At 37.3% G+C, this 26,957-nt stretch carries 21 protein-coding genes; 14 read left to right on the plus strand and 7 right to left on the minus strand.

The annotated features are described in order from the left end of the window. Positions 1 to 4: 4 nt before the first annotated feature. A complete protein-coding gene (locus tag M9949_06965; protein MCO5251146.1) occupies positions 5 to 1,075 on the minus strand; it encodes an ABC transporter ATP-binding protein in 1,071 nt (356 codons plus the stop codon). 97 nt (positions 1,076 to 1,172) lie between these two features. Between M9949_06965 and M9949_06970 the strand changes: the two genes are divergently transcribed. The 4 genes from M9949_06970 (at position 1,173) to M9949_06985 (ending at position 5,468) form a co-directional block, all read left to right on the plus strand. Continuing rightward, the gene (locus tag M9949_06970; protein MCO5251147.1) at positions 1,173 to 2,237 is read left to right on the plus strand and encodes an SUMF1/EgtB/PvdO family nonheme iron enzyme; all 1,065 of its coding nucleotides are present in this window, start codon (positions 1,173 to 1,175) and stop codon (positions 2,235 to 2,237) included. A 152-nt stretch (positions 2,238 to 2,389) separates the two neighbouring features. Next, entirely contained in the window at positions 2,390 to 2,956 is a 567-nt protein-coding gene (locus M9949_06975; GenBank protein ID MCO5251148.1) for a gamma carbonic anhydrase family protein, read from the plus strand. 12 nt (positions 2,957 to 2,968) lie between these two features. After that, the gene (locus tag M9949_06980; protein ID MCO5251149.1) at positions 2,969 to 3,844 is read left to right on the plus strand and encodes a YicC family protein; all 876 of its coding nucleotides are present in this window, start codon (positions 2,969 to 2,971) and stop codon (positions 3,842 to 3,844) included. A gap of 4 nt (positions 3,845 to 3,848) precedes the next feature. Beyond that, entirely contained in the window at positions 3,849 to 5,468 is a 1,620-nt protein-coding gene (locus M9949_06985) for an NFACT RNA binding domain-containing protein (GenBank protein ID MCO5251150.1), read from the plus strand. Here the strand turns inward: M9949_06985 and M9949_06990 are convergent. After that, the gene (locus tag M9949_06990) at positions 5,459 to 6,493 is read right to left on the minus strand and encodes a flippase-like domain-containing protein (protein MCO5251151.1); all 1,035 of its coding nucleotides are present in this window, start codon (positions 6,491 to 6,493) and stop codon (positions 5,459 to 5,461) included. The genes M9949_06985 and M9949_06990 overlap by 10 nt on opposite strands. 115 nt (positions 6,494 to 6,608) lie before the next feature. On the opposite strand from M9949_06990, the gene uppP reads away from it, so the two are divergent. The 10 genes from uppP to trpS all read left to right on the plus strand — a co-directional run bounded on the left by uppP (position 6,609) and on the right by trpS (position 18,120). Then, positions 6,609 to 7,451 carry an undecaprenyl-diphosphatase UppP gene (gene uppP / locus M9949_06995; GenBank protein MCO5251152.1) on the plus strand — a complete coding sequence of 281 codons (843 nt, stop codon included), beginning with the start codon at positions 6,609 to 6,611 and terminating at the stop codon, positions 7,449 to 7,451. Positions 7,452 to 7,556: 105 nt separating this feature from the next. Beyond that, positions 7,557 to 8,813 carry a peptidase T gene (pepT, locus tag M9949_07000; GenBank protein MCO5251153.1) on the plus strand — a complete coding sequence of 419 codons (1,257 nt, stop codon included), beginning with the start codon at positions 7,557 to 7,559 and terminating at the stop codon, positions 8,811 to 8,813. 224 nt (positions 8,814 to 9,037) lie between these two features. Then, positions 9,038 to 9,355 carry a hypothetical protein gene (locus M9949_07005; protein ID MCO5251154.1) on the plus strand — a complete coding sequence of 106 codons (318 nt, stop codon included), beginning with the start codon at positions 9,038 to 9,040 and terminating at the stop codon, positions 9,353 to 9,355. Between the two features lie 4 nt (positions 9,356 to 9,359). Then, complete coding sequence (locus tag M9949_07010) at positions 9,360 to 10,208, plus strand: HDOD domain-containing protein (GenBank protein MCO5251155.1); 849 nt, start codon at positions 9,360 to 9,362, stop codon at positions 10,206 to 10,208. A gap of 1 nt (position 10,209) precedes the next feature. Then, positions 10,210 to 11,520 carry a sensor histidine kinase gene (locus M9949_07015; GenBank protein ID MCO5251156.1) on the plus strand — a complete coding sequence of 437 codons (1,311 nt, stop codon included), beginning with the start codon at positions 10,210 to 10,212 and terminating at the stop codon, positions 11,518 to 11,520. 193 nt (positions 11,521 to 11,713) lie between these two features. Next, positions 11,714 to 13,711 (plus strand): ATP-dependent zinc metalloprotease FtsH, encoded by a 1,998-nt coding sequence (ftsH, locus tag M9949_07020; protein ID MCO5251157.1) that lies wholly within the window; start codon positions 11,714 to 11,716, stop codon positions 13,709 to 13,711. 38 nt (positions 13,712 to 13,749) lie between these two features. After that, positions 13,750 to 15,273: a hypothetical protein gene (locus tag M9949_07025; protein ID MCO5251158.1), complete on the plus strand. Its 1,524-nt coding sequence runs from the start codon at positions 13,750 to 13,752 to the stop codon at positions 15,271 to 15,273. Positions 15,274 to 15,640: 367 nt separating this feature from the next. Continuing rightward, positions 15,641 to 16,597: a hypothetical protein gene (locus tag M9949_07030; GenBank protein MCO5251159.1), complete on the plus strand. Its 957-nt coding sequence runs from the start codon at positions 15,641 to 15,643 to the stop codon at positions 16,595 to 16,597. Between the two features lie 20 nt (positions 16,598 to 16,617). Then, complete coding sequence (locus tag M9949_07035; protein ID MCO5251160.1) at positions 16,618 to 16,806, plus strand: T9SS type A sorting domain-containing protein; 189 nt, start codon at positions 16,618 to 16,620, stop codon at positions 16,804 to 16,806. A 315-nt stretch (positions 16,807 to 17,121) separates the two neighbouring features. Next, positions 17,122 to 18,120, plus strand: coding sequence for a tryptophan--tRNA ligase (gene trpS, locus M9949_07040; protein MCO5251161.1), 999 nt, complete (start codon positions 17,122 to 17,124; stop codon positions 18,118 to 18,120). A 242-nt stretch (positions 18,121 to 18,362) separates the two neighbouring features. Here trpS and M9949_07045 read toward each other — a convergent pair whose 3' ends face one another. The 5 genes from M9949_07045 to M9949_07065 all read right to left on the minus strand — a co-directional run bounded on the left by M9949_07045 (position 18,363) and on the right by M9949_07065 (position 26,916). Next, positions 18,363 to 20,249 carry a 5'-nucleotidase C-terminal domain-containing protein gene (locus tag M9949_07045; protein MCO5251162.1) on the minus strand — a complete coding sequence of 629 codons (1,887 nt, stop codon included), beginning with the start codon at positions 20,247 to 20,249 and terminating at the stop codon, positions 18,363 to 18,365. Positions 20,250 to 20,610: 361 nt separating this feature from the next. Continuing rightward, complete coding sequence (locus M9949_07050) at positions 20,611 to 23,757, minus strand: efflux RND transporter permease subunit (GenBank protein ID MCO5251163.1); 3,147 nt, start codon at positions 23,755 to 23,757, stop codon at positions 20,611 to 20,613. A 10-nt stretch (positions 23,758 to 23,767) separates the two neighbouring features. After that, a complete protein-coding gene (locus M9949_07055; protein ID MCO5251164.1) occupies positions 23,768 to 24,808 on the minus strand; it encodes an efflux RND transporter periplasmic adaptor subunit in 1,041 nt (346 codons plus the stop codon). Between the two features lie 13 nt (positions 24,809 to 24,821). Beyond that, a complete protein-coding gene (locus M9949_07060) occupies positions 24,822 to 26,264 on the minus strand; it encodes a TolC family protein (protein ID MCO5251165.1) in 1,443 nt (480 codons plus the stop codon). A 16-nt stretch (positions 26,265 to 26,280) separates the two neighbouring features. Continuing rightward, positions 26,281 to 26,916, minus strand: coding sequence for a TetR/AcrR family transcriptional regulator (locus tag M9949_07065; protein MCO5251166.1), 636 nt, complete (start codon positions 26,914 to 26,916; stop codon positions 26,281 to 26,283). Positions 26,917 to 26,957: the final 41 nt, after the last annotated feature.

Consider the following 26,957-nt stretch of genomic DNA (forward strand, 5'->3'; position numbering starts at 1 on the left):
TTATTTAATTAACCCTATTTCCGTTTGAATTGAATAAATGCAATTTTGAATTGTTGAACTTGATATTAATAATATCGTTCGGTAAAATTTGTTTGTCAAGATTATATCTGATTGATTTGAGACTCCCGAAAAAATCGAAATAAATGAGTTGCTCAAAGCCGAGAAATTCGACGTTCAGAACTTTTATTTTGAAAGAATCGCTTTCCGAATCGCTCAAAATAATGTCTTCAGGACGTATGCCACATGTTTTTACATCGCCGGAATCGCTCTTAAGTTCAGATTGTAAATGTATATCGAAATCATTGTCTAATAATTTTATTGACTGATTTTGTATAGACGTTGCATCAAAGAAGTTCATCTGTGGACTACCGATGAATTGTGCCGTGAAAATATCCGACGGGTAATCATAAATTTTCTGAGGAGTGTCAATTTGATTGATTTTGCCGCCATTCATGACCACAATCCTATCGCCCATAGTCATCGCTTCAGTTTGGTCGTGAGTGACATATACCGAGCTTGTGCCAAATTCCCTATGAAGTTGGATAATCTCAGTTCGCATCTGTACTCGCAATTTGGCATCAAGATTGGAGAGTGGCTCATCGAACAAAAAAACATCAGGTTTGCGAATCAAGGCTCTCCCCAATGCTACTCGCTGACGTTGCCCACCGGAAAGTTGCTTTGGCTTTTTATTTATATCGTTACTAAGCCCTATAATTTGGGCGATTTTTTCAACTTGAGTTTTGATTTCGCTCTTGTTGACTTTTTTGATTTTCAAAGGGAAAGCTAAATTATCGTAAACCGAAAGATGCGGATACAGTGCATAGTTCTGGAATACCATCCCAACAGACCTTTCATTCGGCGGTAAATTATTGAAAATTTTGCCGTCGAAATACAAATTGCCCGAGCTAATGTCCTCCAAGCCCGCAATCATTCTAAGGATTGAAGTTTTGCCGCATCCCGAAGGACCGACCAAAACAACAAATTCGCCTTTGTTAATATTGAATGATGCCGAATCAACGGCTTTGGTGCCGCCTGAATATACTTTTGTGATATTTTCTAAGTTAATTTCAATCATTGTTCAAATACAAATCACAAATGTAATTAATAAGTGTGGTATAACATTGAAGATATAATGATTATATTTGTATTTTGTATATAAACAGTCTTTTAGAATGAAATATAATCAGATTACAATTCTAATCACAGTATTTGCTTTGATAGCTTTTTTGACATCCTGCAACGATGCAGACCCAAACGTACCGAGCGGTGACCCGGAGATACTATCAATCTCTCCCACAACTGCGCATATTGGTGATACGGTCACAATCACAGGCAATTATCTTGGATTTGGAATATCGTCGGCAACGGTGAATATTGGCGGTAACTCCTTTGTAGGACATAATGAATGTATCACTTGGCAAACTAATCAAATCAAGTTCCGAGTGCCGGATTCGGCATCAAGCGGAGATATAACGGTTAATATCAGCTTTAATTCAAGCAACGCGGTTGCACTTAAGGTCATCAAATATCCTCCAATTGAAGTGGTAGAGATAGTTGGCAAAACATTCAAAATGGGCTCTAACTCAAATTCGGTAGATGAATTTCCCGAACATGATGTGACAATCACTAAGACGCTTGAAGTAGGAAAATTTGAAGTTACGCAAAGACAGTATAGCAATATGATGCGCCGAAATCCATCGCTGACAGCAGATTTCAGGCTGCCGGTTTATAATGTCAGTTGGCTTAATGCTGTGCAATTTTGCAATGCATTATCAAAAGCACAAAATTTAGATACGGCATACAGATTTGTCGGTGAACAAATATTATGGAACGAAAATTCAAACGGATGGCGATTGCCGACTGAAGCCGAATGGGAATTTTTGTGCAGAGCAGGCACAGAAGGTGATTTCGCCGGAACAGGTATAATCAATGAAATGTGTTGGATTAGTGATAATTCGGGCTTGAAGCCACATCCCGTAGGAACCAAATCTCCTAATCAATTCGGATTGCATGATATGCACGGAAACGTTTGGGAATGGTGCTGGGATTGGTATTTACTCGATTATTATTCATCAAGCCCCGGTAATGACCCTAAAGGTCCTGATTCCGGCTCGAGACATGTAATTCGTGGTGGTTCATATAATGATGGAGCATCATATGCGAGGTCTTCTAATAGAACTATTCCCGAAATTCTTTCTAACAACATTGGTTTTAGAATTGTGAGAACAAAAAATTAAACATTTGCAATCACTGTGAATTTATACAAAATGTATTTAAAAAAAGTTATCTATATTATCAGTTTTATATTTTTGCTTGGTCTGTTTGCTTGTAGCAATGAATATCCCTATGGCACATTCAACATAGGAAAGCGGAAGTAAAGGTAAACATTATGAAATTTGAAAATGGAAAAAGCGGCTCTATTATTACTCATCACGGGATTACACCAACAATTCCCGAATCGGCTTTTATTTGCGAAGGTGTCCGAATCATTGGCGATGTAGAATTAGGCGAAAATGTTTCGGTTTGGTTCAACAGCGTAATTCGTGGTGATGTGAATTATATCCGAATCGGTGATAACTCCAACATCCAAGATATGAGTATGCTTCACGTTACGAACAAGGTTTGGCCCCTTATAATCGAACAAAATGTCTCAATCGCACATTCGGTTACAGTTCATGGTTGCACATTGAAGGAAGGTTGCTTGATTGGAATTGGTGCAAACGTTTTGGATGGTGCAGTAGTTGGCGAATATGCTCTTGTGGCTGCCGGAACGGTAGTGCGTGAGGGCTTTGTAGTGCCACCGATGACATTAATCGCAGGAGTGCCGGGCAAAGTTATCCGCGAACTTAAACCCACCGAAATTGAACGAGTAAAAAGCACTCCATACAATTATATTAACTATGTTGCGGAATACAGAAAAGAATACGAACAATATTTACAAAATAATAAATTATAAAGAGAATTTAATATGTTTAAAAGCATGACAGGATTCAGCAAAGCTGAATTAAGCGAAAATGGAATTAGCATCGTGATTGAACTAAGAAGTTTGAACGGCAAATTCCTCGAATTAGGATGCCGTTTACCAAAAGCAATACAACACAGAGAGAACGAAGTTCGTGACATCGTAAAGCGAAACATGACTCGCGGTTCCGTTAATATTAACGTCAATCTCGAACTTGACGCAAATCAGAGCCAATTCATTATAAATGATTCTGCTGCAACTCACGTTTACGACCAACTCCAAGCGCTCAAGAAAAATTTCAAGTTTAAAGAAACCATTAAACTTGATAATCTACTTGCGTTTTCTAATTATTTCGTCGGTCAGCAAGATTCCGCTGATGAAGAAGAAATCATGAAAGTAGTCGTGAAAGTCCTTCGAGAAGCTCTCAAAAAGCTTGATATGATGCGCACCAAAGAAGGTAAGCAAATACTCAACGATATTACTAACAGATTGAAAAAAATCACTGAAAATGTGAATAAAATCGAAAAACTCGGCATCGAAAAAATTCCTGCCGAACGCGAAAGACTCAAACAAAGAATTGCCCAAATGTTCGAAAGTGATGAATATGACGAGCAACGTTTGCAAACTGAAATGGTACTTCTCGCCGATAAACTTGATATTTCGGAAGAGTGCGTACGATTGTATTCGCATTTCAAATTTTTCAACGAAACAATCAAATCTAATGAGCCATCCGGCAGAAAATTGAACTTTTTGCTTCAGGAAATGAACAGAGAAATCAACACTATTGGCTCTAAAGCATCAGATTCTTATATTTCTCAGCTCGTAGTATTGACCAAAGAAGAATTGGAACGAATAAGAGAGCAAATCCAAAACATAGAATAAAAAAATGATTCGAAATTATTATACTTTACTCCATTTATGCAATGAAATTAACAATTTATCCGGTTTTGCAGTAAAAGAGTGTTGGACTCAAGAAAGTGATTCGCTTGTTATCGAACTTTGCGATACTAAGACATCTAAATATTTGATTTTCCGCTCCGATGGCAAACATGACGCGATATTTATCCGTAATCAATTTGCTCGTGCAGGTAAAAATTCTGTCTCATTGCTCGAAGAAATCACTGATGAGCTTTTCCAATCTTGCGAAGTATTTGAAAAAGAGCGAATAATTCGTATAAGATTCATCAATACTTTAGCATATTTTGTATTGTTCGGAGGTGAAAACAGCAATGTTTTCATCACAAACAGAGATGATACTATCATTGATGCATTTAAAAACCCAAGCAAACATATGGGCGAAAAATTTGTTGTTGAATCTCGCGTGATTCCGTCAATAAATGATTTCAATTCGGAAACTATCACACGAAAAGCAGTCGCATCGTCGGATTATTTGTTCGGCTCAATCTATACAGATGAGTTGTTAAATAAGAACGGTTTGAATCCCGATATGCCAATTGGTGAATTACCGGGAGCCGATATTGATTTGTTGCTCGACAGTTGCGACAAATTTCGTGACAAACTAATATATGACCCGGTCTATATGGTTTACGAAGACGATGATTCATACATCTTTTCGCTGACATCTCTCACAAAGTATCCATTAGCTAAGCAATTTGATTCAATAAGTGATGCAATCGGTTTTGCAATATCAAAGAATATTAGCTCCGGCAACTTTGATAAATTGAGCTCCGATATTAAAAAGGCACTACAGTTCTCATTATCCAAAAATCAGAAGCAACTTCAATCAATGAAAAATGATGAGAATCTTCTGAAAAGTATTAAAGATTATAAGACGATTGGCGATTTGTTGATGTCATACCCCGAAAATGCCGAACACCCCGGAAAATTGCTCGAAATGGAAGATGAGAACGGAGTAGTCCACAAAATCAAGCTCGAACCCAAATATAGCATTTACAAAAATGCTACATATTATTTTCAGAAGTCGAAAACTGCTGAATTAGAGCTGAAATCGAGGGCAAAACGGATACCAAGCATTGAAAAACGAATTGAAACAATCAACGAAGCGATACTTGAGTTCGAAGCAATCGAAAACGTCAAAAGTTTAGAAAAATTCAAAGAAAAGTTCAAACATTTACTCTCGATAAAAATGGAATTTGAAAAGAAAACACCTGAAGACAAATACAAAAAATTTGAACTTGGCGAAGGATTCACAGTTTACGTCGGCAAAAATGCCGCAAATAATGACGAATTGACGATGAGATTTGCAAAGCCTAATGATTTGTGGCTTCATGCGCGAGGAACGAGTGGTTCGCATGTGGTGCTGAAATTAAACAAGCCCGAAAAACCACCGAAGCACATTTTGGAGAAAGCGGCAGAGCTTGCAGCGTATTATAGTGGCGCCAGAAATGCAAAATATGTTCCGGTGATTTATACTTTTAAGAAGTTCGTCCGGAAACCCAAAGGTGGAAACATTGGAGCAGTCGTCGTCAGCAAAGAAGAAGTTATTATGGTAGAACCGAAATTGCCCGCAGGCACTCAAGACTGATGTTCTAAATCATCAGTGTTCATTGTGCCTTTGAGCGAAAATTTTGCAGAACGTTCCCGTATTAGGAATAATCCGCCAACAATGATTTGAACCATAAGACCAACTGCGTGATTGATAGTGGCATATGCTAAAGCAGTTTCTTCTTTCAATCCATAAAGCCCCATCATAGCATACATAATCAAAAAGTGTATTACCCCGATTCCGCTTGGAGTCGGGGCTATTGTTACCCCAATACCCGAAACGATAACCAAAAATAGCGCATCTGATAGCTGAACATCAATATAAGTATGGAAATCAAAACAGAAAAACATGATGTACATTGGTAACGCATAACAAGCCCAAATCAAAAGTGATTCTACACCCAATCTTAAATACGAGCCGGGTGTTTTGATAATGGTAAATCCTTTTCGAAACTTGGCAAACATATCGGTCAATCGCAAATACACTTTTTCTGAAAATGGTTTGACGAGAAATCGCAACACAACATTTACAAATGGAGGGTAAAAGCCAAACAACAAAATTATGAGCACAAAAACCGAAAAGAAGACGATTCGCTCTGCATCAACACCGGGAATCATATCAACTATTTTATCCCGAGAAATTATGAATGCTATGACAAACAAAAAGCCGAGCGTAAAAACATCAATTACTCGCTCGACAATGATTGTGGCAAAAGCGCTCGATACCGACGTATTGCGCCGCTTGGCATACACATAAGGTCTGACAAATTCGCCCAGACGCGGCAAAATTGCATTAAAAAAGTACCCTACCATCACCGCCGAAAATAAATTAATCGTTGGTCCGGGTTCTTGAATTGGCTTAAGGATTGTTTTCCAACGAATAGCACGAATGAAATGCGACAAGATGATTATCGGTATAGGCACAATTGCCCATAAATAATTCGCCCCTTTCAGTACCGATACGAGTTCGTCAAAGTTAATGTCTTTAACTGCTAAGTAGGTCGAACCGATAATTAGCACCAAAGTTAAAGACCATTTTAAGAGATTTTTCTGGAGTCCGCTCATTCAATCTGTGATTTTCAATAATAAAATGTAAATATTGTTTAAAACAAAATTTTTAAAATATGAATTTATGCTGTACTTTACAAACTTATTGTTGAAAAATTGAAAAAAAGTTTGAATGAGCATCATAGAAGCAATTATTTTAGGCATCATCCAAGGGTTGACGGAATTCATTCCAATCAGTAGCACAGCACATCTTACTATAGCAGGACACCTAATGGGACTGATTGACCCCGATTCTCCCGAAAAGTGGACCGCATTTATCGCTATCATACAGTTGGGAACTTTGGTAGCTGTACTGTTTTACTTCAGAACTGATATTTACCAAATCCCAAAATCCTTTTTGTCCGAAAATTTAAGCAAACGAAAATCCTTTAAGGAACAAAGCTACGAATCCAGAATGGGCTGGCTCATGATCATAGGTACAATTCCGATAGTAATAGTAGGGCTTTTGCTCAAAGATTTCATAGAAGGCAGCTTTACGAAAGAACTCAACGTCATCGCCGGTAGTTTGATAGGATTGGCTCTTATTCTCGCCCTCGCCGAGAAAGTATCCACACGAACCAAAGACATGAAAGCAATCACAATCAAAGATTCCATCATAATCGGACTTGCTCAATGCGTAGCTCTGATACCGGGTTCATCTCGCTCAGGAACGACGATTACAGCCGGATTGTTCATGGGCTTGAACCGAGAAACGGCTGCAAGATTTTCCTTCTTACTTTCAATTCCGGCAATTTTAGCAAGTGGATTATTGAGCGTGTATCAAGCAATGGATTACATTGACGGTAGCGAAGCAATCAATTTGATTGTTGCAACCATCTTTTCGGGCATCAGTGGCTATTATGCAATTGATTTTCTTATCAATTTCTTGAAAAAGCACAGCACTTTTGTATTCATATATTATCGTATCGCATTAGGTATAACTATATATGTAGCTCTTATGTACTTTAACTTTTAAAAATTCGACATTTTTCTATAGAATAAAGTTCAATAAAACTTGTAAATTTGTGGAAAAATCAATATTTTGTAGGATATTTTTTGTCAAATTTTATAAAGTTAAGAAATGAAGAATGAAATTTTAGAGAGATTACTCCGCTACGTAAAAATTGATACCCAGTCAGACCCTGCATCAAGCAATACACCAAGTACACAAAAGCAATTCGATTTAGCAAATTTGCTCGTCGAAGAGTTGAAAGCATTTGGTTTGAAACATGTGGAAATTTCCGACAAATGCTATGTTTATGCAACGTTACCTTCGAATATCCCCACTGATGACACAGCTTATGGCAAAGTTCCGGCAATCGGATTTATAGCCCATGTGGACACTTCGCCTGATACGACCGGAGCAAATGTAAATCCACAGATAATCGAAAATTACAAAGGTGGCGATATTGTTCTGCCAAATGACACAAGCGTTGTAATCAAAACTGCCGAATCACTCGGTTTGGATAAGTGCATCGGGCATACAATCGTGACTACTGACGGCACAACGCTATTAGGCTCGGACGACAAATCCGGCGTTGCAGCAATCATGACCGCAGTTAAATATTTATTGGACAATCCCCAAATCATTCATGGTGACATAAGAATTGGATTCACACCTGATGAGGAAATCGGACGTGGTGCAAATCATTTCGATGTAGAAAAATTCAATTGCAAGTACGCCTATACACTCGATGGCGAGTTACCCGGCGAAATTAACAAAGAGACTTTTTCGGCAAATGCTTGCATCATCCGTGCAAAAGGTCGCGACATTCATCCAGGGTATGCCAAGGATATTATGGTCAATTCTATTCGTGCAATCGCTGAAGTCATCGCATTGACACCCGCCGATATGGCTCCGGAAACTACAGATGGCTACCAACCATACATTCACCCTCATAAAGTCACGGGAACAGTAGAACATTCAGAATTACATTTATTATTCCGTGATTTCAAAACCGAAGGACTCGACACACAAAAAGTTATGATGGAAAAAATCGTAGCCCAAGTTCAAGCAAAACATCCAAAAGTAATATTGGAGCTCGAAATTGTTGAGTACTACAGAAATATGTTGGAATTGCTCGAATCCCAACCCGAAGGGCTCGACTATCTTTGGGAAGCTTGCGAAAGAGCCGGAACAAACCCATATTGGAGTCCGATTCGTGGTGGTACAGACGGTTCGAGATTAACAGCAATGGGTCTCCCCACTCCGAATATCTATACCGGTGGTCAAAACTTTCATAGTAAGACAGAATGGGTTTCTATAGATTTCTTAGCCAAAGCAGTTGAAACTGTGGTGCAACTTAGCCAAGTTTGGTACGAAAAAAGTAAGAATTAAATCCCTAATAATCTTTGAAAATCTCCTGTTTAATTTATTGAGCCGGAGATTTTTTTTATCAAAACAATGGTAAACATTGAAATAATTCTTGTTTTATTAGTCAAATCTTTCTATATTCGCATATGCGATTCGTTGAAAAGTTTAGCTAATGACTAAAAAAATGTTTTAGTGCATTAAAAAAACGTATAATTAAGTTTTTAAACTGTAGAAAACGGAATTAAAAAATGGCAAAATCAGTAAATTTGAACGAATTGGAACCCGGTAGTATATTGGCTGAACCGGTGTTGAACAGTTTCGGGCAGACATTAATTGCCGGTGGAGTCGAGCTGAATCAGAAACATATAAACATTTTGAAGACTTGGAATATTCAAAGCGTGAAAATCAAGACTGATTCAAACGAGCAAGTTGTAAAATACAGCGAATTACAACTTGAATTAGCTTTCGAAAAATTAATGCGTCATGTAAAATGGCAACCCAGAAATCGGAATGAAGAAGACTTGCTAAAATTAGGAACTTTATTTTTTGTCGAAAAAACTCAATAACACTATGGACAACAGAATAGAATACTATCTCAACAAATCAAAGCATTTCCCGACTTTACCAACAATTTACACTTCATTGATGAATGTGCTCTCCAACCCTCGTTCTACAATTCAAGATGTAACAGATGTGATTTCACGCGACCAATCATCAGCTTCAAAATTACTGAAAATTGCAAATTCTTCGTTATTTTCTATTCAAGGCAAAATCAATACAATAAGTCAAGCAGTTTTTTATCTTGGTTTCAACGAAGTCAAAAATGTTCTATTAGCTCTCTCAGTGATGGATATATTTTCTCAAGTTGGTAACTCAAGCAATGCAAATATTGTCCATTTATGGAAACATTCGATTTCCGTCGGAGTGGTTTCAAAACTATTGAGTGTTAGACTTGGGCTTAAGGATACAGAAGACTTTTTCATTGCCGGTATTTTGCATGATATTGGTAAATTATTCTTCATACATTCGTTTAAAGATGAATACGACAACTTAATTACCGAAGCTAAAGATACTTCTAGAAGACTAATAGATTTAGAATTCGAAAAGTATGGTACAACTCATGACATTGTAGGCGGAATGTTAGCCGAAAAATGGCATCTCCCTACCGATTTAAGAAATATCATAAAATATCACAATCATGGTTCGATTATTGGGAGAACGGATATTCTGTTATCTTGCGTACATATTGCGAATATCATTTCAATTATGATGGAAACAGAAATTTTAGGAGATGTTTTTGTGCCTCAGCCAAACTTCAAAGTATGGAGTGTACTTAAATTGCCTCCCAATACTTTTGGAGAAATGCACCAATCAATTATCTCAACAACTGAAAGCGCTTACGCAATTTTAAAGATTTAAAATGAAAATCCAAAATAAGAATAAAGAAATAACTTTAAATAATTTGATTCTTGAAATTCAAGATATTAGTAGTAGAATTTCTAATACCAATACCGGATTCGATTTTATAAATGAGTCTCTTAAAATAATTATTCGATATACAAAATCATTATCAGCGGGATTCTTTGTACTTGATGAAACTAATTATGATTTTATTTTGAAAAGAAGTCTTCCTGCTAATATGCATGATTTTTATATTTCGACTTTCGAGATTTTGTCAGAAGATGGAGATATTGGTAATTCCTTACAAAATGCAACCTACTACCAATCACATTCTGAGAGTCAAGATATTTATCATTTGATTTTGCCCCTCATAAGCATTAAATCTGTCAAGGGATTAGTAATTATTTCTTCAAATCACGATTATTCTCAATCCGAGTTATTTATATTAAAATTATTACATTATTTTTCGAGTTATATAGCTGTTTTTTTAGAAAATCAATATTTATCTTCCCAAAATCAAAAAACACAAGTACTATTAGACCAATTAATCGCTTCGCGAACAATAGAATTAGTTGAAAATAATACCCAGCTTGGTGAAAAAATCGAGAATCTCAAACTGAACCTAAGTATGTCAATTCCGCATGAAGTGAGAACACCAATCAACGAAATCATGGGAATGTCCAATTATCTTTTAAATTTCTTGAAATCAAAAAAAGATGATTGTGATGAAGATATAGAAGATATTATAATTGATATAAAAAATTCAGCTGCCAGATTGAACAACTTATTTGAAAACTTTATTTATCACACTCGGCTTTCTGTCATTGCTACAAGTATGAAAGATATTCAAGCATTGCATTCGCAGTACAGTCCATATTGCGAATCAATAATTAAAGAACAAGCAATAATCAGGTCCAACAAATACTCCCGATTATCTGACCTCGATGTTCATTTAGTAAGTGCGGTTATCAAAATAGGCGAAGAATATTTAGCGAAAATCATAGATGAATTGGTGGATAATGCTTTCAAATTTTCGAAAGAAGGAACCAAGGTTTCTATTAATTCACACATTGACGGTAAAATGTATGTTATCTCCATCAAAGATTTGGGTGTTGGGATACCGTCTGACTTTTTGGACCAAATCAGTTCATATACGCAATTCAACAGAATGAAAAACGAACAACAAGGGTTGGGCTTAGGGCTTGCTATAGCCTATAAAATTATTGATTTGCATAATGGCGATATTGATATAGATAGCCGATTGGGCGAATTTACTCATGTGACAATCAAACTTCCAATTGTAACAGATTTCAATCCGGATTTTATCTAACTATCTAATCTCCGAACTATTTCACATGCTTATTTCTTAAAATTCGAGTCACAATACTTAGACTCTCACCTACTTCCTGCATTAAGTATCACTCTCAACATATCTAAATATTCATACCAATCATCTTTGTAAAAATTATGACTTGTTTGCTACGTCATAGGTAAAATAACATTTAGGAATTGGAGGATAAGGAATGTCAGAATCGCCGAATAATGGTGATAACAAAAAGGAAAAGAAAGACCCATTCAATGAATTTAAGCGAATGGGTGATGGAAATACTCCACCGGCAAACATGATGCGAAACATGATGTTAATGTTTGTGCTTGCTGCCGGTGTCTTTATAGTTTACATTTTCATGCAAGGTACGCAACAACACGATTGGCCCGTATCTTATACAGATTATCAAAGATTTTTGAGAGAAGATTTGATAAAAGAAGCCGTAATAGTCAAATCTCAGTTGAATCATTTTGAGTTCAGAGGAGTTTTGAAACAACCCGTAACATTGATGGTAGATAACCGTGAACGTACAATTACAAGATTTTCTACTTTTTTGGGTGTATTAGATTCGGAATCTGAAAAAGTTTGGGAAGAAAAAGGTATTGCACTAAGATATGAAGAGGGCGACACCTCAATTTGGCGCAGCTTGATAATGATTTTGCCATGGATTCTAATCATTGGGCTATTTATTTTCTTCATGCGACGGATGCAAGGCGGTGGGTCGAAAGGGATTTTTTCATTTGGCAAATCTAAAGCAAAATTACTTAACGAAAATCACCCCAAAGTCACTTTCGATGACGTTGCAGGTGCCGACGAAGCCAAATATGAATTGCAAGAAGTTATTGAATTTTTGCGCGAACCGGAGAAATTCCAAAAACTTGGTGGCAAAATTCCACGCGGTGTTTTGTTATTAGGACCTCCCGGAACAGGCAAGACACTCATGGCTCGTGCAGTAGCAGGCGAAGCAAAAGTTCCCTTTTACTCGATTTCCGGCGCTGATTTTGTCGAAATGTTTGTGGGCGTCGGTGCAAGCCGAGTTCGTGATTTATTCGAGCAAGCAAAGAAAACCCCACCGTGTATCGTATTTATAGATGAAATTGATGCAGTCGGTCGCCACAGAGGTGCCGGTTTGGGTGGCGGACACGATGAAAGAGAACAAACCTTGAACCAATTACTTGTTGAAATGGATGGTTTCGAGCAAAATAATGGAGTAATAATTATTGCTGCAACAAACCGCCCCGACGTATTAGACCCGGCATTACTTCGTCCGGGCAGATTCGACAGACAAGTAGTGGTGGACAGACCGGATGTCAAAGGACGTGAAGGGATATTCAAGGTTCATACGAGTAAAATACCGCTTGGTTCAGATATTGATATAGAAACTTTAGCAAAAGGCACTCCCGGACTATCTGGAGCAGATATTGCAAATATCGTAAACGAAGCAGCACTTTTGGCAGCACGCCGAAACAGCAACCAAGTTACGATGTTTGATTTCGAAAATGCCAAAGATAAAGTACTGATGGGCGTTGAACGCAAGAGCATGGTAATTTCGGAACGCGAAAAAGAAATGACCGCCTATCATGAGATGGGGCACGCACTTGCAGGTAAATTTATGCGTCATGCCGACCCTGTTCACAAAGTCACAATTATTCCGCGTGGCAGAGCTTTGGGATTGACTTGGAATTTACCAAACGAAGAATTTTATTCAAAATCAGCACGCTATTTTGAAGACCAACTTGTCGTTCTAATGGCTGGCAGAGCCGCCGAAAAGCTCGTTTTCAACGTGCTATCAACCGGTGCATCGAATGATTTGCAACGTGCAACACGCGTAGCACGCAAAATGGTTTGCGAATGGGGAATGAGCGAGTTAATCGGACCGGTCACATTTAATAATGACGACGGGGAAGTATTCTTGGGCAGAGATTTCTCCAAAACTCGCGACCATAGCGAAGAAACAGCACAAAGTATTGACGGCGAAGTTCGCAGAATTTTGAATAAAGCTATGGAACAAGCAACAGCACTTTTAGAAGAAAAAATTGATATTTTGCATAGGATTTCCAAAATTTTGCTCGAACGCGAAATACTTGACGGAGAGGAACTCGATGCATTAATTCGTGGCGAAGAATTGCCGCCAATCAGCAAACAAGCTATGAATGCGATTCGGACAATTAAAATCAATGGTGACAATCACTAATTTAGTAACTCAGAAATTGAAATTATCATAGGTGTAGGATGGAAAACGAACTGACAAACAACGGAAATGCGGAAGAGCATAATTTACCACAAACCGGCGAGATTATCGGTCAATATGATAACGCCGAGCAATACGAAAAAGTTTTGGCTGATATAACGCAAGAAATCAATACCATTATTGAATTTGCAGCCCAAAGCAATGATTGGCGAGACATTCGCAGCAGATTGACCGATTCGAAGGACAAACTCAAAGGGCTGTTCCTTAAAGAAACGGACAATAACCATTTGCTTGATGTTATCAATGATACTATCGAAAATGTCAACGCCCGCCAAACTGAAGAAAAACAGAAACTTGACGTAACAAGTCAAGAGAACTACGATTCTGTAATTGATAGAGTCCGTGAAGCTGTGGCTCAATCTGACGCTTTGACAGATTTCAAAAAAGCGCGTGAGGTTTTGCTCTCAGCCCAAGATTTGTTCAAAAATCTTGCTCTGAAGAGGTCACACCGTGATGAATTAAACAATATGATTCATGAAGCATTCGATTCGCTGACCAATCGCCAGATTGATGAGCGCGAAAACTACGAGATGGAATGTATCGAAAATTATCACAATTCAAAAGGTGTGGTAGAGGAAGCTATCGTTTTCTCGCAAAAGTCTGCACACTACGGCAAAGCTCGCGAAGCATTGATTGAAGTCCAGACGAAAATCAAGGGTTTGAAACTCAAACGTGAACAACGCGACGAACTTTTCCAATCAATTCGTGATGCTTTCGAAAGTGTAAACACTCGCCAAGAAAGTGAACGAAACAGCTTCGACCAGGAAGCGAAAGATAATTACGTCAAATTGAAAAAAATTGTGGACGATGCTATTAGCTTTGTAAATAGCTCCGAAGAATTTTCGGAATCGCGAGAGCAACTTATCAATGCCCAAAATGCAATCAAAGGGATGAAACTCCGCCGCGACCATCGAGACGAGCTTTATGCCCAAATTCGTGTCGTATTCGAAGATTTGAATGAAAAGCAATCTGATGAGCGCCAATCATTCGAGCAAGAATGCAACGATAATTATGATAGCCTTACCAAAAAAGTGAATGATTGCTTTGAATTAGTGCTTGGTTTGACCGATTTCAAAATGATTCGGGAAACTCTAATCAACGTGCAAAGCGAAGTTCGGATAGCCAAATTGAAACGCGGGCAAAGAAACGAACTTTTTGCCAGAATAAGAGAAGCATTCGGAATTTTCGACAAGAAACGCGACGAATTTTTCTCCGTTCGCAGAGCAGAAAGAATCGGTAAATTGAATGATATCAAGTCCAATTTGAACGAAAAAATTGAGCGACTCACCAATGCAATCGAATCCGAAAAGGCTGAATTAGTGCAACTCCAAACAAAATTGAGCACTGAGGAAATGGATGAATTCATGAAAAATGAAACAAATCATCGCCTCACATTAGTTCAAGGGAAAATTGCCGAGAAAGAGCATTCAATCGAACAAACTCATAAGCGTATCGAAGAAGTTGATGCCGATATTGCAAAAATCGAAAAATCCAAAGAAGACTAAAAGAATTCGATATAAATTTTTAAAAAGCTGTCCATATGGGCAGCTTTTTTTTTGTGGTTCTATATGTAGGGACAGAACAGCGTTCTGTCCGAAACATAGCCAATGAATTTATTCGTGGGTGGCGTAAGTTGACGTTGTAGATGTGATTAATTCATCCGATGACTCCCACTTATATGTCCCACAGCTTTAATTAATACTATAATCTGAATAGTTCAAGTCATCGGATGAATGGAGAGCCTGAAATGTAGGGACAGAACAGCGTTCTGTCCGAAACAATCAAACATAAATTTTTCAAAAAATTAGTGATTATTTACCTAGATGTGCTATATTTGTAGAGATGTGAATTTTAAAATTTGTTGGATATGTTATGAAATCAATAATTACAATATTGTTTCTGTTTTTTACAATTCATGCAAATATCCTTGCAATCGATGGTTGGTACTTTTATGATTTAATTAACTTGAATACCATTCACACAACTTCATTAAACAATGCTCATGTTTCAAGCAAGTATAATATAGGTTTGCACGAAGAAGAAAAAAGTAGTTTTACGCATGTCCCGGATGGCACATCTTATTCTCGTTATGTCCTATCTTCAAAATTTGGAGTAGCAATAAATAATTTTTCTAATGAATTTGACACACGATTTATTTGTGAATTAATGTATATTGATTTTTTTTCTGAAATAGATATTCCAATTATTACTGATACAATTTATGGAGGTTTTAAAGATGTGACAAACTATGATAAAAGTATTTATTATGGAGGTATCAAAATTATTAATTTAAACAACGATATTTTCAGGAAAAATGACAATGAATGGATTAAATTGCATTTCGGTAGTGGGTTTAACCTGTTAAACAAAGATTTAGATATGATTATTCCACATGTTTATATGGCTGTAGGTTATAGCACATTTAAACCTGAGAAGAGAAATTCACCGGATTTATTGAACTTCAGCGATGCTGATTTCTCTGGATTAGATTTGGAGTTAGGAGCAAAGTTTGATATCGAATATGGGAATCTTGATATTAAAGGTTCATCTTGTTACAGACGAATATTGGAAATCAACCCCGATATAGAAATCTTGCAAAATCATTTAAAAATTGGATATTCTCATTACGTTATTCATAAACATCCCAGTATAGATAGTTTCGGAAAATATTATTATAAAACGTTTTCTATATATTTAACAGGGAATTATGATTTATTGAAAGTAAACAGCATGATTCAGAAGAATCCTTCTTTAGGAATCCATATGGATTTAAATCTAAGTTTCTTATTATATTCGATAGAAACAGCTTTAGATTCAAATTCAGAGTAATAACACAACCTTCGGAAGTTTTGAAACCATCGGAAGTCGCAGAATTGAGAATCTTCAATACTTTGGGTGAATGCGTGATGACCACCCCGACCGCTCACCCTTCGACAGGCTCAGGGAGCGATAATTTAAGAATTGATATTTCGCATCTTCCTCGTGGCGTGTATTATGTGCGCATCGGCAGCCGGACGCAAATGTTTGTGAAGAAGTGATAGCTGAAGACTTCGGAAGTCTAATTTTCTAAAGTATATGAATATAATAAGCTTTTTGAAGTTAATTATAAAGACTTCCGAAGTCTAATTTATAAAGTTTTCTGATTTTTGTCAAAGTCTGAACATCTGGTCATTCTGAGACGAAGTCGAAGAATCAAGTTTTCATAAAATTCATGGATTCTTCACTTCGTTCAGAATGACGATATTTTGGACAGAACGCTGTTCTGTCCCTACAAATTGAGAGATTATAACAAAACCCTAAAATTTACTTGGGCAATATTCGTAAATAGTATAATTGTACTAAATAGGAATGTGATGGAACAGAGAAAAGTGATTTTGAGCGGTGTGACTCCTTCGGGGATACTGACAATCGGGCATTTGACAGGTGCTTTGACTAATTGGGTCAAATTGCAGAACGAATATGATTGTTATTATATGATAGCCGATTTGCATGCAATCACTGCCAAACAGACTCCCGCAGAATTGCGCAAACGCACCTTGGACACCGCTGCGATGTTCATTGCATCGGGTATAGACCCCGTCAATTCAACTTTGTTTATCCAATCTCACGTGCCTGAACATTCCCAGCTCACTTGGGTGCTCAATACTTTCACAGGTATGGGCGAATGCAGCCGTATGACTCAATTCAAGGACAAATCGCGCCAACATTCTGAAAATATCAACGTCGGCTTGTTCACTTATCCTGTGCTAATGGCTGCCGATATTTTGCTCTACCAAGCAGACCTCGTGCCCGTCGGCGAAGACCAGAAGCAGCATCTCGAGCTTACTCGCAATTTGGCACAAAGGTTCAATCACAACTATTCAGACACTTTCAAAGTTCCTGAGCCGTACATCCCCGAAATTGGTGCGCGCATCATGAGTCTTCAGGAGCCGGAAAAGAAAATGTCCAAGTCCGACCCAATCCAAGGCTCAATCATATTTTTGACCGATACCGAAGACCAGATTGTAGGCAAAATCAAGCGTGCAGTGACCGATTCGGGCAGCGACGTCATATTTGATGAGGAAAACAAACCCGGTGTAGCAAATTTGATGACGCTCTATCACATCGCCACCGGCAAGTCCATGAGCGAAATCGAGAGTGAATTCGCCGGAAAAGGCTATGGCGATTTCAAATCCCAAGTTGGCGATTCCGTAGCCGCGTTCATCAGCCCCATTCGCACCCGCTACAACGAACTAATCGCAAACAAGGACGAATTGGCAAAGATACTTATCAGTGGTGGCGAAAAAGCCCGCCACACCGCCTTACGAACATTGCGCAAAGTTTATAAAAAGGTCGGCTTCGTGCAGTTTTGAATTGTCTGAACTATGATTTTTTTGATTATTATGATTTTTATGATTTGAATTCCTAAGCTTCCGAAGGTTCGAAACCTTCGGAAGCTTTCGTCTATATTAACAACTGAGGGACATTTTAATTCATCCGATGACTCCCACCTAATATGCGCCACAGCTTTAATTAAATCAATTAATCTAAATACTTCAAGTCATCGGATGAATAAATTATAGCCCGCCTGAAAACTATTTACAATTATTGAAAATTATCTGCTGATTATGAGTTTTCCTGTGTGGCTGATTTTTCCATTTGAGACTTTGACTAAATAGGCGCCATTAGGGAGACTTGAAGTATTTACTGATAATTGATTTAATTCTCCGTCAAGGAAATATGAATTTTTCAGCGATACTTTCATGCCACGGTAATCGTAAATCATGACGTCGTAATTGCCACTCATTGCCGAATTTACTGTTATATTTACTAATTCGGATGCAGGATTTGGTGAAAAGGATACATCCGCATTGATAATTTCAGGGACATCATCACCAACGAATGGTCTAATATTTTCACAAGCTACTAATTCAGGAGTTATATTTTGCAAATTTGCTACGAAATCTAACAGTACAATGAAATCTGAATTTTCTTCAAATAAAGTATAATCTGTAATGGGTATTTCTAAGAAATCTGTTAGAATTCCGGCAACAAATACTGTAGTAGTCAACGAGTAATATTCTTCTAAGTTTATGGTAACACCATCAATTTCTATGAACATTTCTCCACCATGCCCAATTTCAAAATTAATCTGAATACCTGATACTTGAGGAAAAAATTCATCGTCTCCGGCGCCCCATGACATCATCAAAGTGTACAAAATCCCCATATACAAATCCGAACCTTTGATATTGAATTTGACCATATTATATCCTACACCGTCATATTCATTTACACCATATCCGAGCATACGAATGATGTCGTTACCAACAATCGGGCCTTCATAAAGAGGCTGGGCAGATAATCCCCCAGTTGTAAAGCCAATATCAGTTCCACCCCATTCTTTAAATGCTGCAGAGATAAGACATCCCACTTCTGATGATAGTTCATAAGCTCCCAAAACATCAGGTACTATTTCAGTCAAAGTTTCAGAAGAATATGCTATTTGGGTATCGAACATCACTTTCACATCGGCGGGAAGTTCGCTGATTAGATAATCTAAGCTTGCCGCAACTGCAGGGTCTTCAGGAATTTCAATAGTTAAGTCAATAATTCGATTTTTGATTTCAGTAATTTGACCATCATTGACAGTTATTCTCACTCCCCCTATACTTTCGTAAAAAGCACCGGCTTGAACAATATAGGTTGAATGCTCTTCATCATATGGTACGATTATTGGTTGATATGTCGTCATGTGGTCGTGTCCGCCAATGATTAAATGAATGCCTTTGGTTTGTTCTGCTACGAACATGTCATTTTTAGAACCTAAGTGAGATAGGAAGATTATGACATCGCAACCTGCATCTTGAAGCTTTGCAACTTGTTCGTTGGCGATTATAACATAATTCTCATCAACAGTGATTTCCGGATATGGAATGGAAGTCATGTTTGCAGAACCGCTCGTCATGCCAAAAATCCCAACTTTCACACCTTTGACATCCTTGATAATATAGTCTTTCACTTCTTGTTTCAACTGATAACCTTCGCTATAGCCTTCGTTAGCCACTAAATTAGCTGAGAGGAAATTACAATCACCGTAATCTTGGTTTGCTGTCATAAGTAATGTCGAAAGATTGACAGTTCCTGCGTCAAATTCGTGGTTGCCAATTGTCATAGCATCTAAACCAAGACTCTTAAGAGTTGCTATTTCAGGTATTCCAAAATTAAGATACCACAAAAGGTCGCCAACTGAAAAGTCGCCGGCATGTAAAAGCAAAGTTTCCGGATCTTGAATTTTCTCAATTCCAATAATTGTGACAGCTCTTGCAAGCCCACCGTGCTTAGATTTTAGGTTTTCATCTCGCCCTTTGCCGGGCAATAAATTTGAGTGAGAATCATTGATATGGATGATATTGATTTCCACTTCTTCAGAAAATGAGATACTGAAACCCAAAATCAAACAAAATATGAAAAGCAAAAATCGAGTACAAAACGCATTCATAGAGCCTCCGAGATAATGTTACTAAATATGGAGAAACCTTAACACTTATTTCCAAAGATACAAAATTATAATGTAAACGTAATGAAAGTTTTCATTCTAATCAAATTATTTTATTTTAACGAAAAAGTGCGTCAGCGTTGATTATATCTGACGATGTGATATTTACAGACAGACACTTATCAGCTATTTTAAAAATGTTTCACCCGGAAAATATTCATTAAACAATTTTGTTGTGACAAAAATAACAAGCTGCATCTTCAATAATTTATGGATTAAGGCAAATACTTTGATAATTTTATTCAAAAATATAAAAAAAGGGGTTGACAAATTCTGCCAACCCCTAATTACTCTAAAGGACTGATTATGCAGGTACTTCGCGTCCGAACATTTTCGCAAACATGAGCTTTACCCTATTGAAAAATGCTGCTACAACGTAGAATGCCACGGGGATTACAAATAATGTTAGAAATGTAGAAGCTACCAGTCCACCGATACTCACGATTCCAAGCGGTATTCTCATTTCTTTACCGGCTGAACCAATTCCAAGCGCCATTGGCAACAGCCCAAGTATGATTGCAGTAGTTGACATGATAATCGGCTTCAATTTTTCCGGTGCAGCTTGGATGAGAGCCTCTTTGACTTTCATTTTCTTCTCTCGGATTAATTGATTGGTATTGTCCAAAATTAAAATCGCATTATTTACCACAATTCCAATAAGCATGATTACGCCCATTATTGCCGTCAAACCGAAATATGTATCTGTGTAATACATCAATATAACCACGCCAAGTAAGGCTAATGGAACTGTGAGCATGATTAGCACAGGCTGCCACAAGCTTTCGAGTATTGCAGCAAGCAACATATATGTCAATAAAAATGCCAAGAAAAAGGCGAATGCAAGGTCGGTGACCATTTGTATTTGCATTTCTGCTGTTCCACCCCATCGTACTCTATAACCGGGAGGTAAGTCTAAACCTGCAATTTCTTTACCGTCAATTACACCACCATCTACTATTAAATCAATTTCGTTAATTATATCTCCGGTAGGCACTCCTGCGGCGGCATCACCTGTGAATTTAATAGCAGTAAATTTATCGCGACGAAGCACTTTGGTGAATCCTTTGGTGAACTCAACTTCTGCCAAATCCGAAAGCCTATACGTTCCCATTCGGGTAATAATTGGAATAGCAGCGATTTTTTCGGGGGTATTGACTGATTCTTCATCCATCGTAATGACCATGTCATATTCCTCGCCCCTATCCTTGTATTGAGTTGAAACAATCCCTTCGATAGCAGCTCTGAGCGTCATCCCAATTTCTTGGACTGAAACGCCAAGCTCAGTGATTTTTTGTCTGTTTGGCACGACTGTCATTTCAGGTTTTCCGGCACTTGAGCTATTATCAAAATTCACAAGTCCTTTAATATTTTTGGCTTTTTCAACAATTACAGCCTTAATTTCTTCCAATTTATCCAAATCCTGCCCCAATAAATAAAATTCAATTGGTGCTCCCGGACCAGCCATATTTTCAAGTGGCGCTACCTTGATAAGTGCATTCGGAATATTTGAAAGTTCCTCGGTAAAAGATTCAATATAATCGGTTAAGCCTAATTCTCGTTCAGAAACATCCTTCAAATAAACTTCCATCATTGCCAAATTAGTCCCGATATTTAAATCGTCTGTTTTTCCAATATTTGTCAAAATCACTTCGACATCATCGTAAGTCCTTATCCTGTCTTCAATTGTCTGCATCAATTTAGTTGTTGACGGCAAATCATAGCCTTCGGGCAATTGTACTTGAATTGCAATTTTTCCATTATCTCCTGCAGGCATAAATTCAAATGATAAATTAGGACCATAAATTTTAAAAACAGTTAAGAAAAACATAATAAAAGTAATACCGAGAATAGACACACTAATCCATTTATTTTTCAAACTTAATGTTAATAAACGCGTATAGAGCCTTTCCCACATTTTTTCAAATGCAATAATTTTTCGACCGAAAAAACCAATTTTGGGTTTATCAGGTAAAATTAATGATGCGAGCATCGGAGTAAGAGTAAATGAAATTATTAATGAAAATACAGTTGCAAAAGCTGCGGTCAGAGCCATTTCTTTAAGGAACTCACCTACGATTGAACTAATATTTGCCAATGGAACAAATACTACAATATTTGTTAAAGTCGCAGCGACTACAGCTACGGTGACTTGCTTCGTACCAAAGAATGCCGCATCTTTACGGTTCATACCTTTTTCTTTGTTTCGGAAAATATTTTCCAATACAACAATCGAATTAGCAACTAAAACCCCAATTGAAACTGAAATTCCCATCAGCGACATCATATTGAGGGAGAATCCGGCTGCCTGCATGAGCAAAAATGTTGATATAACCGAAATTGGCATCGAAAGTCCAACAATTATTGTTGAACGAATGTCATGCAAAAATAATAATAAAACAATTGATGTAAAAAGAATACCTAAAAGTATATTAGACATTGTGTCATCTACAGTTGATTTTGTAAATATTGCAGCATCGTTAACTACTTTTAATTGAGTACCTTCGGGTATAATTGCTTCTAATTCGGGTAATAATTTATATAAATCACTCGAAATATTAATTGCATTACCGTCCGTTGCTTTAATTAAAGATAATCTTACAACGTTTTCATCTCTTATTTTTGCAATATTATCGAAATAAACTGCACGTTGGCGAACTTTTTTTCCACCGTCAATAACGTCAGCAATATGCCCGACTTTCTTTTTCCCGAATGGGGTTTCTAACTCCGTTTCTTTAATTTGTTCGATATCATCAAATTCGCCTGAAAGTCTGACTGTATATTCTTGACCCTGGATTTGGAAATATCCACCGGGAATATCGAAGTTTTGAGCCGCAAATATTTGTAGCATCTGCGGAAGCGAAATCATATTTTCATGAACTGTTTTATCGTCAAAACTTACTTTGATTTCCCTTTGCTGACCGCCGATTATATTAACTTGGGCAACTCCACCAATTTGCGAAAAGCGGTCTTTTAGTGTGCGAGAAGCATAATCATATAATGCAAGTGGGTCAAGGTCACCACTGAAAACAATGTCGATTACAGGAAATGCCTGCAAGTCAACTTTCTGAACAATTGGTTTATCAACGTCACGAGGCAATAAATTAATTACTTGGTCAACTTTATCTTTTACTTCTTGCGTAGCAATATCAATATTTTTTTTCAAGTCAAATTCTATCATAACAATGGAAACACCATCTAATGAATATGATTCGATTCTTTTAATTTGGCTTACTGTTGCCACCACGTCTTCGATACGTTTGCTGATTTGAGTTTCGATCTCTTTTGGTCCGGCACCCGGATAAATAGTCGAAATCGTCACAAATGGTATATTAACTTCAGGCACTTGGTTCATATTCATACCTCGGAAAGCAATGATTCCGAAAATAATAAATACGAGCAAGACCATAGTTGTCAGAATGGGACGGTCAATAGAAATTTTAGCTAATATCATATTTTGTCCCTTATTTATTTAGTTTAATTTTTATACCGTCTTCCAAAAATGAAGTGCAGCACGTAATTAAATTATCGCCTGGTTTTAAGCCGTCTGTAATTTCGATATTTGTGCCGCTTGCGATTCCGGTTTGGACTTGCCTTTTGGTGGCAAAACCATCTTTTTCTAAGAAAACAAATTTTTTGCCGGCTTCGTCAACTAAAAGTTTGCGGTCAATAATAATTGCTTGGTCAGTTTCTTTAACTTTGATTCGGACATCAACCGTAACCCCACTTTTAAGTGTTTGTTTTGGATTATCAATGGTGATTTCGATTGGGAAAGACCTTGTCATCGAATTCATTTCCATTCCGATATCGCTAACTACGCCTCTATATTCAATTCCATTCCAAAATGCTTGAACAGGCATCCCTTTTTTGATTTGGACTAACTCTCTATCAGTCGCTTGAACTTTTGCAATCATTTTATTTAATTGTGCAATTGTAAATAGTGCTTGGTTATCGCCCGTTACATCGCCAACTCGAACAGGAATTGATATCAAAGTACCGGAAACCTGAGCTTTGATTTTAACTAATTTTTCGATAGATTCCATGTTTTGTTTTGCAACCATATACTGAGCCTGAGTGTTGTCATATACTTGCTGGGAAATCTCGCCTACTGCAAGTAATTCTTTCATCCTTTTGTAAGATTTTTCGGAATTGTCGAGAGCAACTTTTGCTTGTTCGTATTGCAAGTTCGGATTATTTGTCGGGAATTCCATGAGCAATTGTCCTTGCTTTACATAATCGCCAACTTTAGCTCTGATGCTCAATATTTGGTCTTTTACCTTGGTATATTCGACTGTTTCAACTATTCCGGAAACAGTACTGAAAAATGATAATTCTTTTGAAAAGTCTGAAGGCATAATGGTAGAAACTTCAACCGGAATACCTTCTTCCGATTTAATTTGTTCCATACTGCGTGGCGGAGCGGGCTTCTCTTTTTGGCATGACACATTTATCAGCGCTAAAGTTGCCAATGTAGCCAAAATTATTGTTGTTCTAAAAGTTTTCATAAATTTATCCTAATTATTTATTACTATTCATGATTAAATTAATATACTCGTCGCTTAACTTGCCGGTTAGATTCTCAATATCTGCTTTTGCATTAATAAATGCGTAAACAGATTGCAATCTATTGGCGCGTGCTTGGCGTAATTGCAATTCGGCACTTAGCAATTCAAGTTGAGTGCCCGTACCCTCTTTAAATCTTACTTCGGCAATCGAATAACTCTTCTGAGCCAAATCAACGTTTCTTTCCTGCGATGATAATGTGCTCCTGACTTGTTCCAATTCGTTAAATTTGTCCTTCATTCTCATTGCAACAAAATCTTTGAGATTATTAACCTGTTCTCGAGTTTGCAACATCGAAACGGTTGACTGTTCGACTTTTTGGCGAGTTCTGTTGCCATTGAATAAATTAATTGAAAGGCTCAAACCAACCATTGATGAATTATAGTGCAAAAAATTGAAATCATCGGATGCTCCGTTTAAAGATACATTTCCAAATGCTACAAGCGAGGGCCAATATTCCGAAACATCTAAATCAATAAATGCCTCGTCAACGTCGGCTTTTTTGCTCAAACCTTTAACATCTAAGTTGTTTTTGCGGGCTTTTTCAATTAAATTTGGTAAATCATCGCCTACATCATCAATTACTTCCAAATTACCAACAACATCTATGTCAACATCATCTCCAATGCCCAAGACAATTCTCAATCCTTCCTTCGCATTTTTCAGAGCATTTTCTGATGCAATTACCATTGGTCGGAAGTTTTCTAACTGTACTTCAGCTTGCATAACGTTATACTCTGATGCTAAACCCTGTTGAAACATAGCTTGAGCAGATTTGACATGGTTTTCGATGTTTTCGAAGCTTGATTGAGCAATTAAATTCATCTCTTTTGCGAGCAAAATCCCATAAAATGCTTTTTGGACATCTAGAATAGTTTTCGCAGCAGTATTTTGAAGGTTTACTTCAGCGGCTTGACGATAAATTTCTGATGCCCCGATACCACGAAACACAGCGGAATTGAACAAAATCTGCGTTACTTGAAGTTTGGCTTCATAATTATTCTTGAGTGTGAAGCTTTGCAGCACATTATTCATGTCTCGATATTTTGCATCACCCTCAGAAATAAGTGCCTCATCTACCAACACTTTGTAAGTGTAGTTGTTCAACATTGCCTCGAAATCGGGAAATGGCATCTTGGGAACGCTCAAGAAGTGCGATAAACTTGCCGAAAAATCAACAGTTGGAAGTGCGTAACCAAATGCCTCTTTCACAGCGGCGTTTGCTTTTGTCAGCTCCATTTTAGCGATTTTTGTCTGCGAATTGTTGCTCAAAGCCTTTAGTATAGCGTCATCCAACTTCAAGACAACAGTCTCTCTACTCAGTGCCGGACAGGCGATTGCCGTTAACACGATGAAGCAGAGAATCATTTTTTTGATATTATGTTTGAAAGAACTCATTTATAAATCCTTAAATTTAAATTTCTGTTAATTCTAAATATTTCTTTTGTGCGTCCTCTGTTAATGCGCCCGTTAATAGTAAATTTGAAATGCCATCAATAATTTCTTTTATACTCATTGATGATTGAGCTATGATTTCAGGTTTCAGTATGCTACTCAAAGCATAGTAATGAATCATAAAAAATAACTCACTTTTGACATTTGGTTTGAATATACCTTTTGCAATTCCGATTTTGTAGATTTGGTCGAAATTGCTTTTTATCGAATCTTCAAAATCTTGCCTTTTGCAGGATAAATCAGGGAAAACTGTTTTGATTTCTACAAAAAGTTGGTTGCTGACAATTTCAGTATGGTTTTTGACAATAGCCCAAAGCTTTCTCATTTCGACTAAGAAGTCAGCTTCGATATCATTAATTATCGTTGACAATACGCTTTCGATTTCATTCGACATGATTGAGTGACCTTGTTGAAATAATTCTCGTACTAAATCCTCTTTCGAGGAAAAGATTTCGTACAAAGTGCGTTTTGATATTTGTAAATCGTTTGTGATGTCATCAATTCTCAGATTGCGATATCCATACTTGAGAATCCGCTCCTTCGCTGTATTAATAATCCTTTGGCGATTATCATTTTTTTCGTTTTCAATACTCATAAAACTAATTTCGTTCCAATAGTTTTCTAAACAATGCTTAA

Origin of the sequence: Candidatus Kapaibacterium sp. (assembly GCA_023957315.1) — a bacterium.
Taxonomy (GTDB): domain Bacteria; phylum Bacteroidota; class Ignavibacteria; order Kapaibacteriales; family UBA2268; genus PGYU01.

Bases quoted from the DNA above. Each gene is read 5' to 3' on its own strand.
- M9949_06975 (MCO5251148.1), top strand. From the start codon at position 2,390: ATGAAATTTGAAAATGGAAAAAGCGGCTCTATTATTACTCATCACGGG.
- M9949_07015 (MCO5251156.1), top strand. From the start codon at position 10,210: ATGAAAATCCAAAATAAGAATAAAGAAATAACTTTAAATAATTTGATT.
- M9949_06970 (MCO5251147.1), top strand. From the start codon at position 1,173: ATGAAATATAATCAGATTACAATTCTAATCACAGTATTTGCTTTGATA.
- M9949_07060 (MCO5251165.1), bottom strand. From the start codon at position 26,264: ATGAGTTCTTTCAAACATAATATCAAAAAAATGATTCTCTGCTTCATC.
- ftsH (MCO5251157.1), top strand. From the start codon at position 11,714: ATGTCAGAATCGCCGAATAATGGTGATAACAAAAAGGAAAAGAAAGAC.
- M9949_06980 (MCO5251149.1), top strand. From the start codon at position 2,969: ATGTTTAAAAGCATGACAGGATTCAGCAAAGCTGAATTAAGCGAAAAT.
- uppP (MCO5251152.1), top strand. From the start codon at position 6,609: ATGAGCATCATAGAAGCAATTATTTTAGGCATCATCCAAGGGTTGACG.
- M9949_07025 (MCO5251158.1), top strand. From the start codon at position 13,750: ATGGAAAACGAACTGACAAACAACGGAAATGCGGAAGAGCATAATTTA.
- M9949_06965 (MCO5251146.1), bottom strand. From the start codon at position 1,075: ATGATTGAAATTAACTTAGAAAATATCACAAAAGTATATTCAGGCGGC.
- M9949_06990 (MCO5251151.1), bottom strand. From the start codon at position 6,493: ATGAGCGGACTCCAGAAAAATCTCTTAAAATGGTCTTTAACTTTGGTG.
- M9949_06985 (MCO5251150.1), top strand. From the start codon at position 3,849: ATGATTCGAAATTATTATACTTTACTCCATTTATGCAATGAAATTAAC.
- trpS (MCO5251161.1), top strand. From the start codon at position 17,122: ATGGAACAGAGAAAAGTGATTTTGAGCGGTGTGACTCCTTCGGGGATA.
- M9949_07010 (MCO5251155.1), top strand. From the start codon at position 9,360: ATGGACAACAGAATAGAATACTATCTCAACAAATCAAAGCATTTCCCG.
- M9949_07005 (MCO5251154.1), top strand. From the start codon at position 9,038: ATGGCAAAATCAGTAAATTTGAACGAATTGGAACCCGGTAGTATATTG.
- M9949_07050 (MCO5251163.1), bottom strand. From the start codon at position 23,757: ATGATATTAGCTAAAATTTCTATTGACCGTCCCATTCTGACAACTATG.
- M9949_07055 (MCO5251164.1), bottom strand. From the start codon at position 24,808: ATGAAAACTTTTAGAACAACAATAATTTTGGCTACATTGGCAACTTTA.
- M9949_07065 (MCO5251166.1), bottom strand. From the start codon at position 26,916: ATGAGTATTGAAAACGAAAAAAATGATAATCGCCAAAGGATTATTAAT.
- M9949_07045 (MCO5251162.1), bottom strand. From the start codon at position 20,249: ATGAATGCGTTTTGTACTCGATTTTTGCTTTTCATATTTTGTTTGATT.
- M9949_07030 (MCO5251159.1), top strand. From the start codon at position 15,641: ATGAAATCAATAATTACAATATTGTTTCTGTTTTTTACAATTCATGCA.
- pepT (MCO5251153.1), top strand. From the start codon at position 7,557: ATGAAGAATGAAATTTTAGAGAGATTACTCCGCTACGTAAAAATTGAT.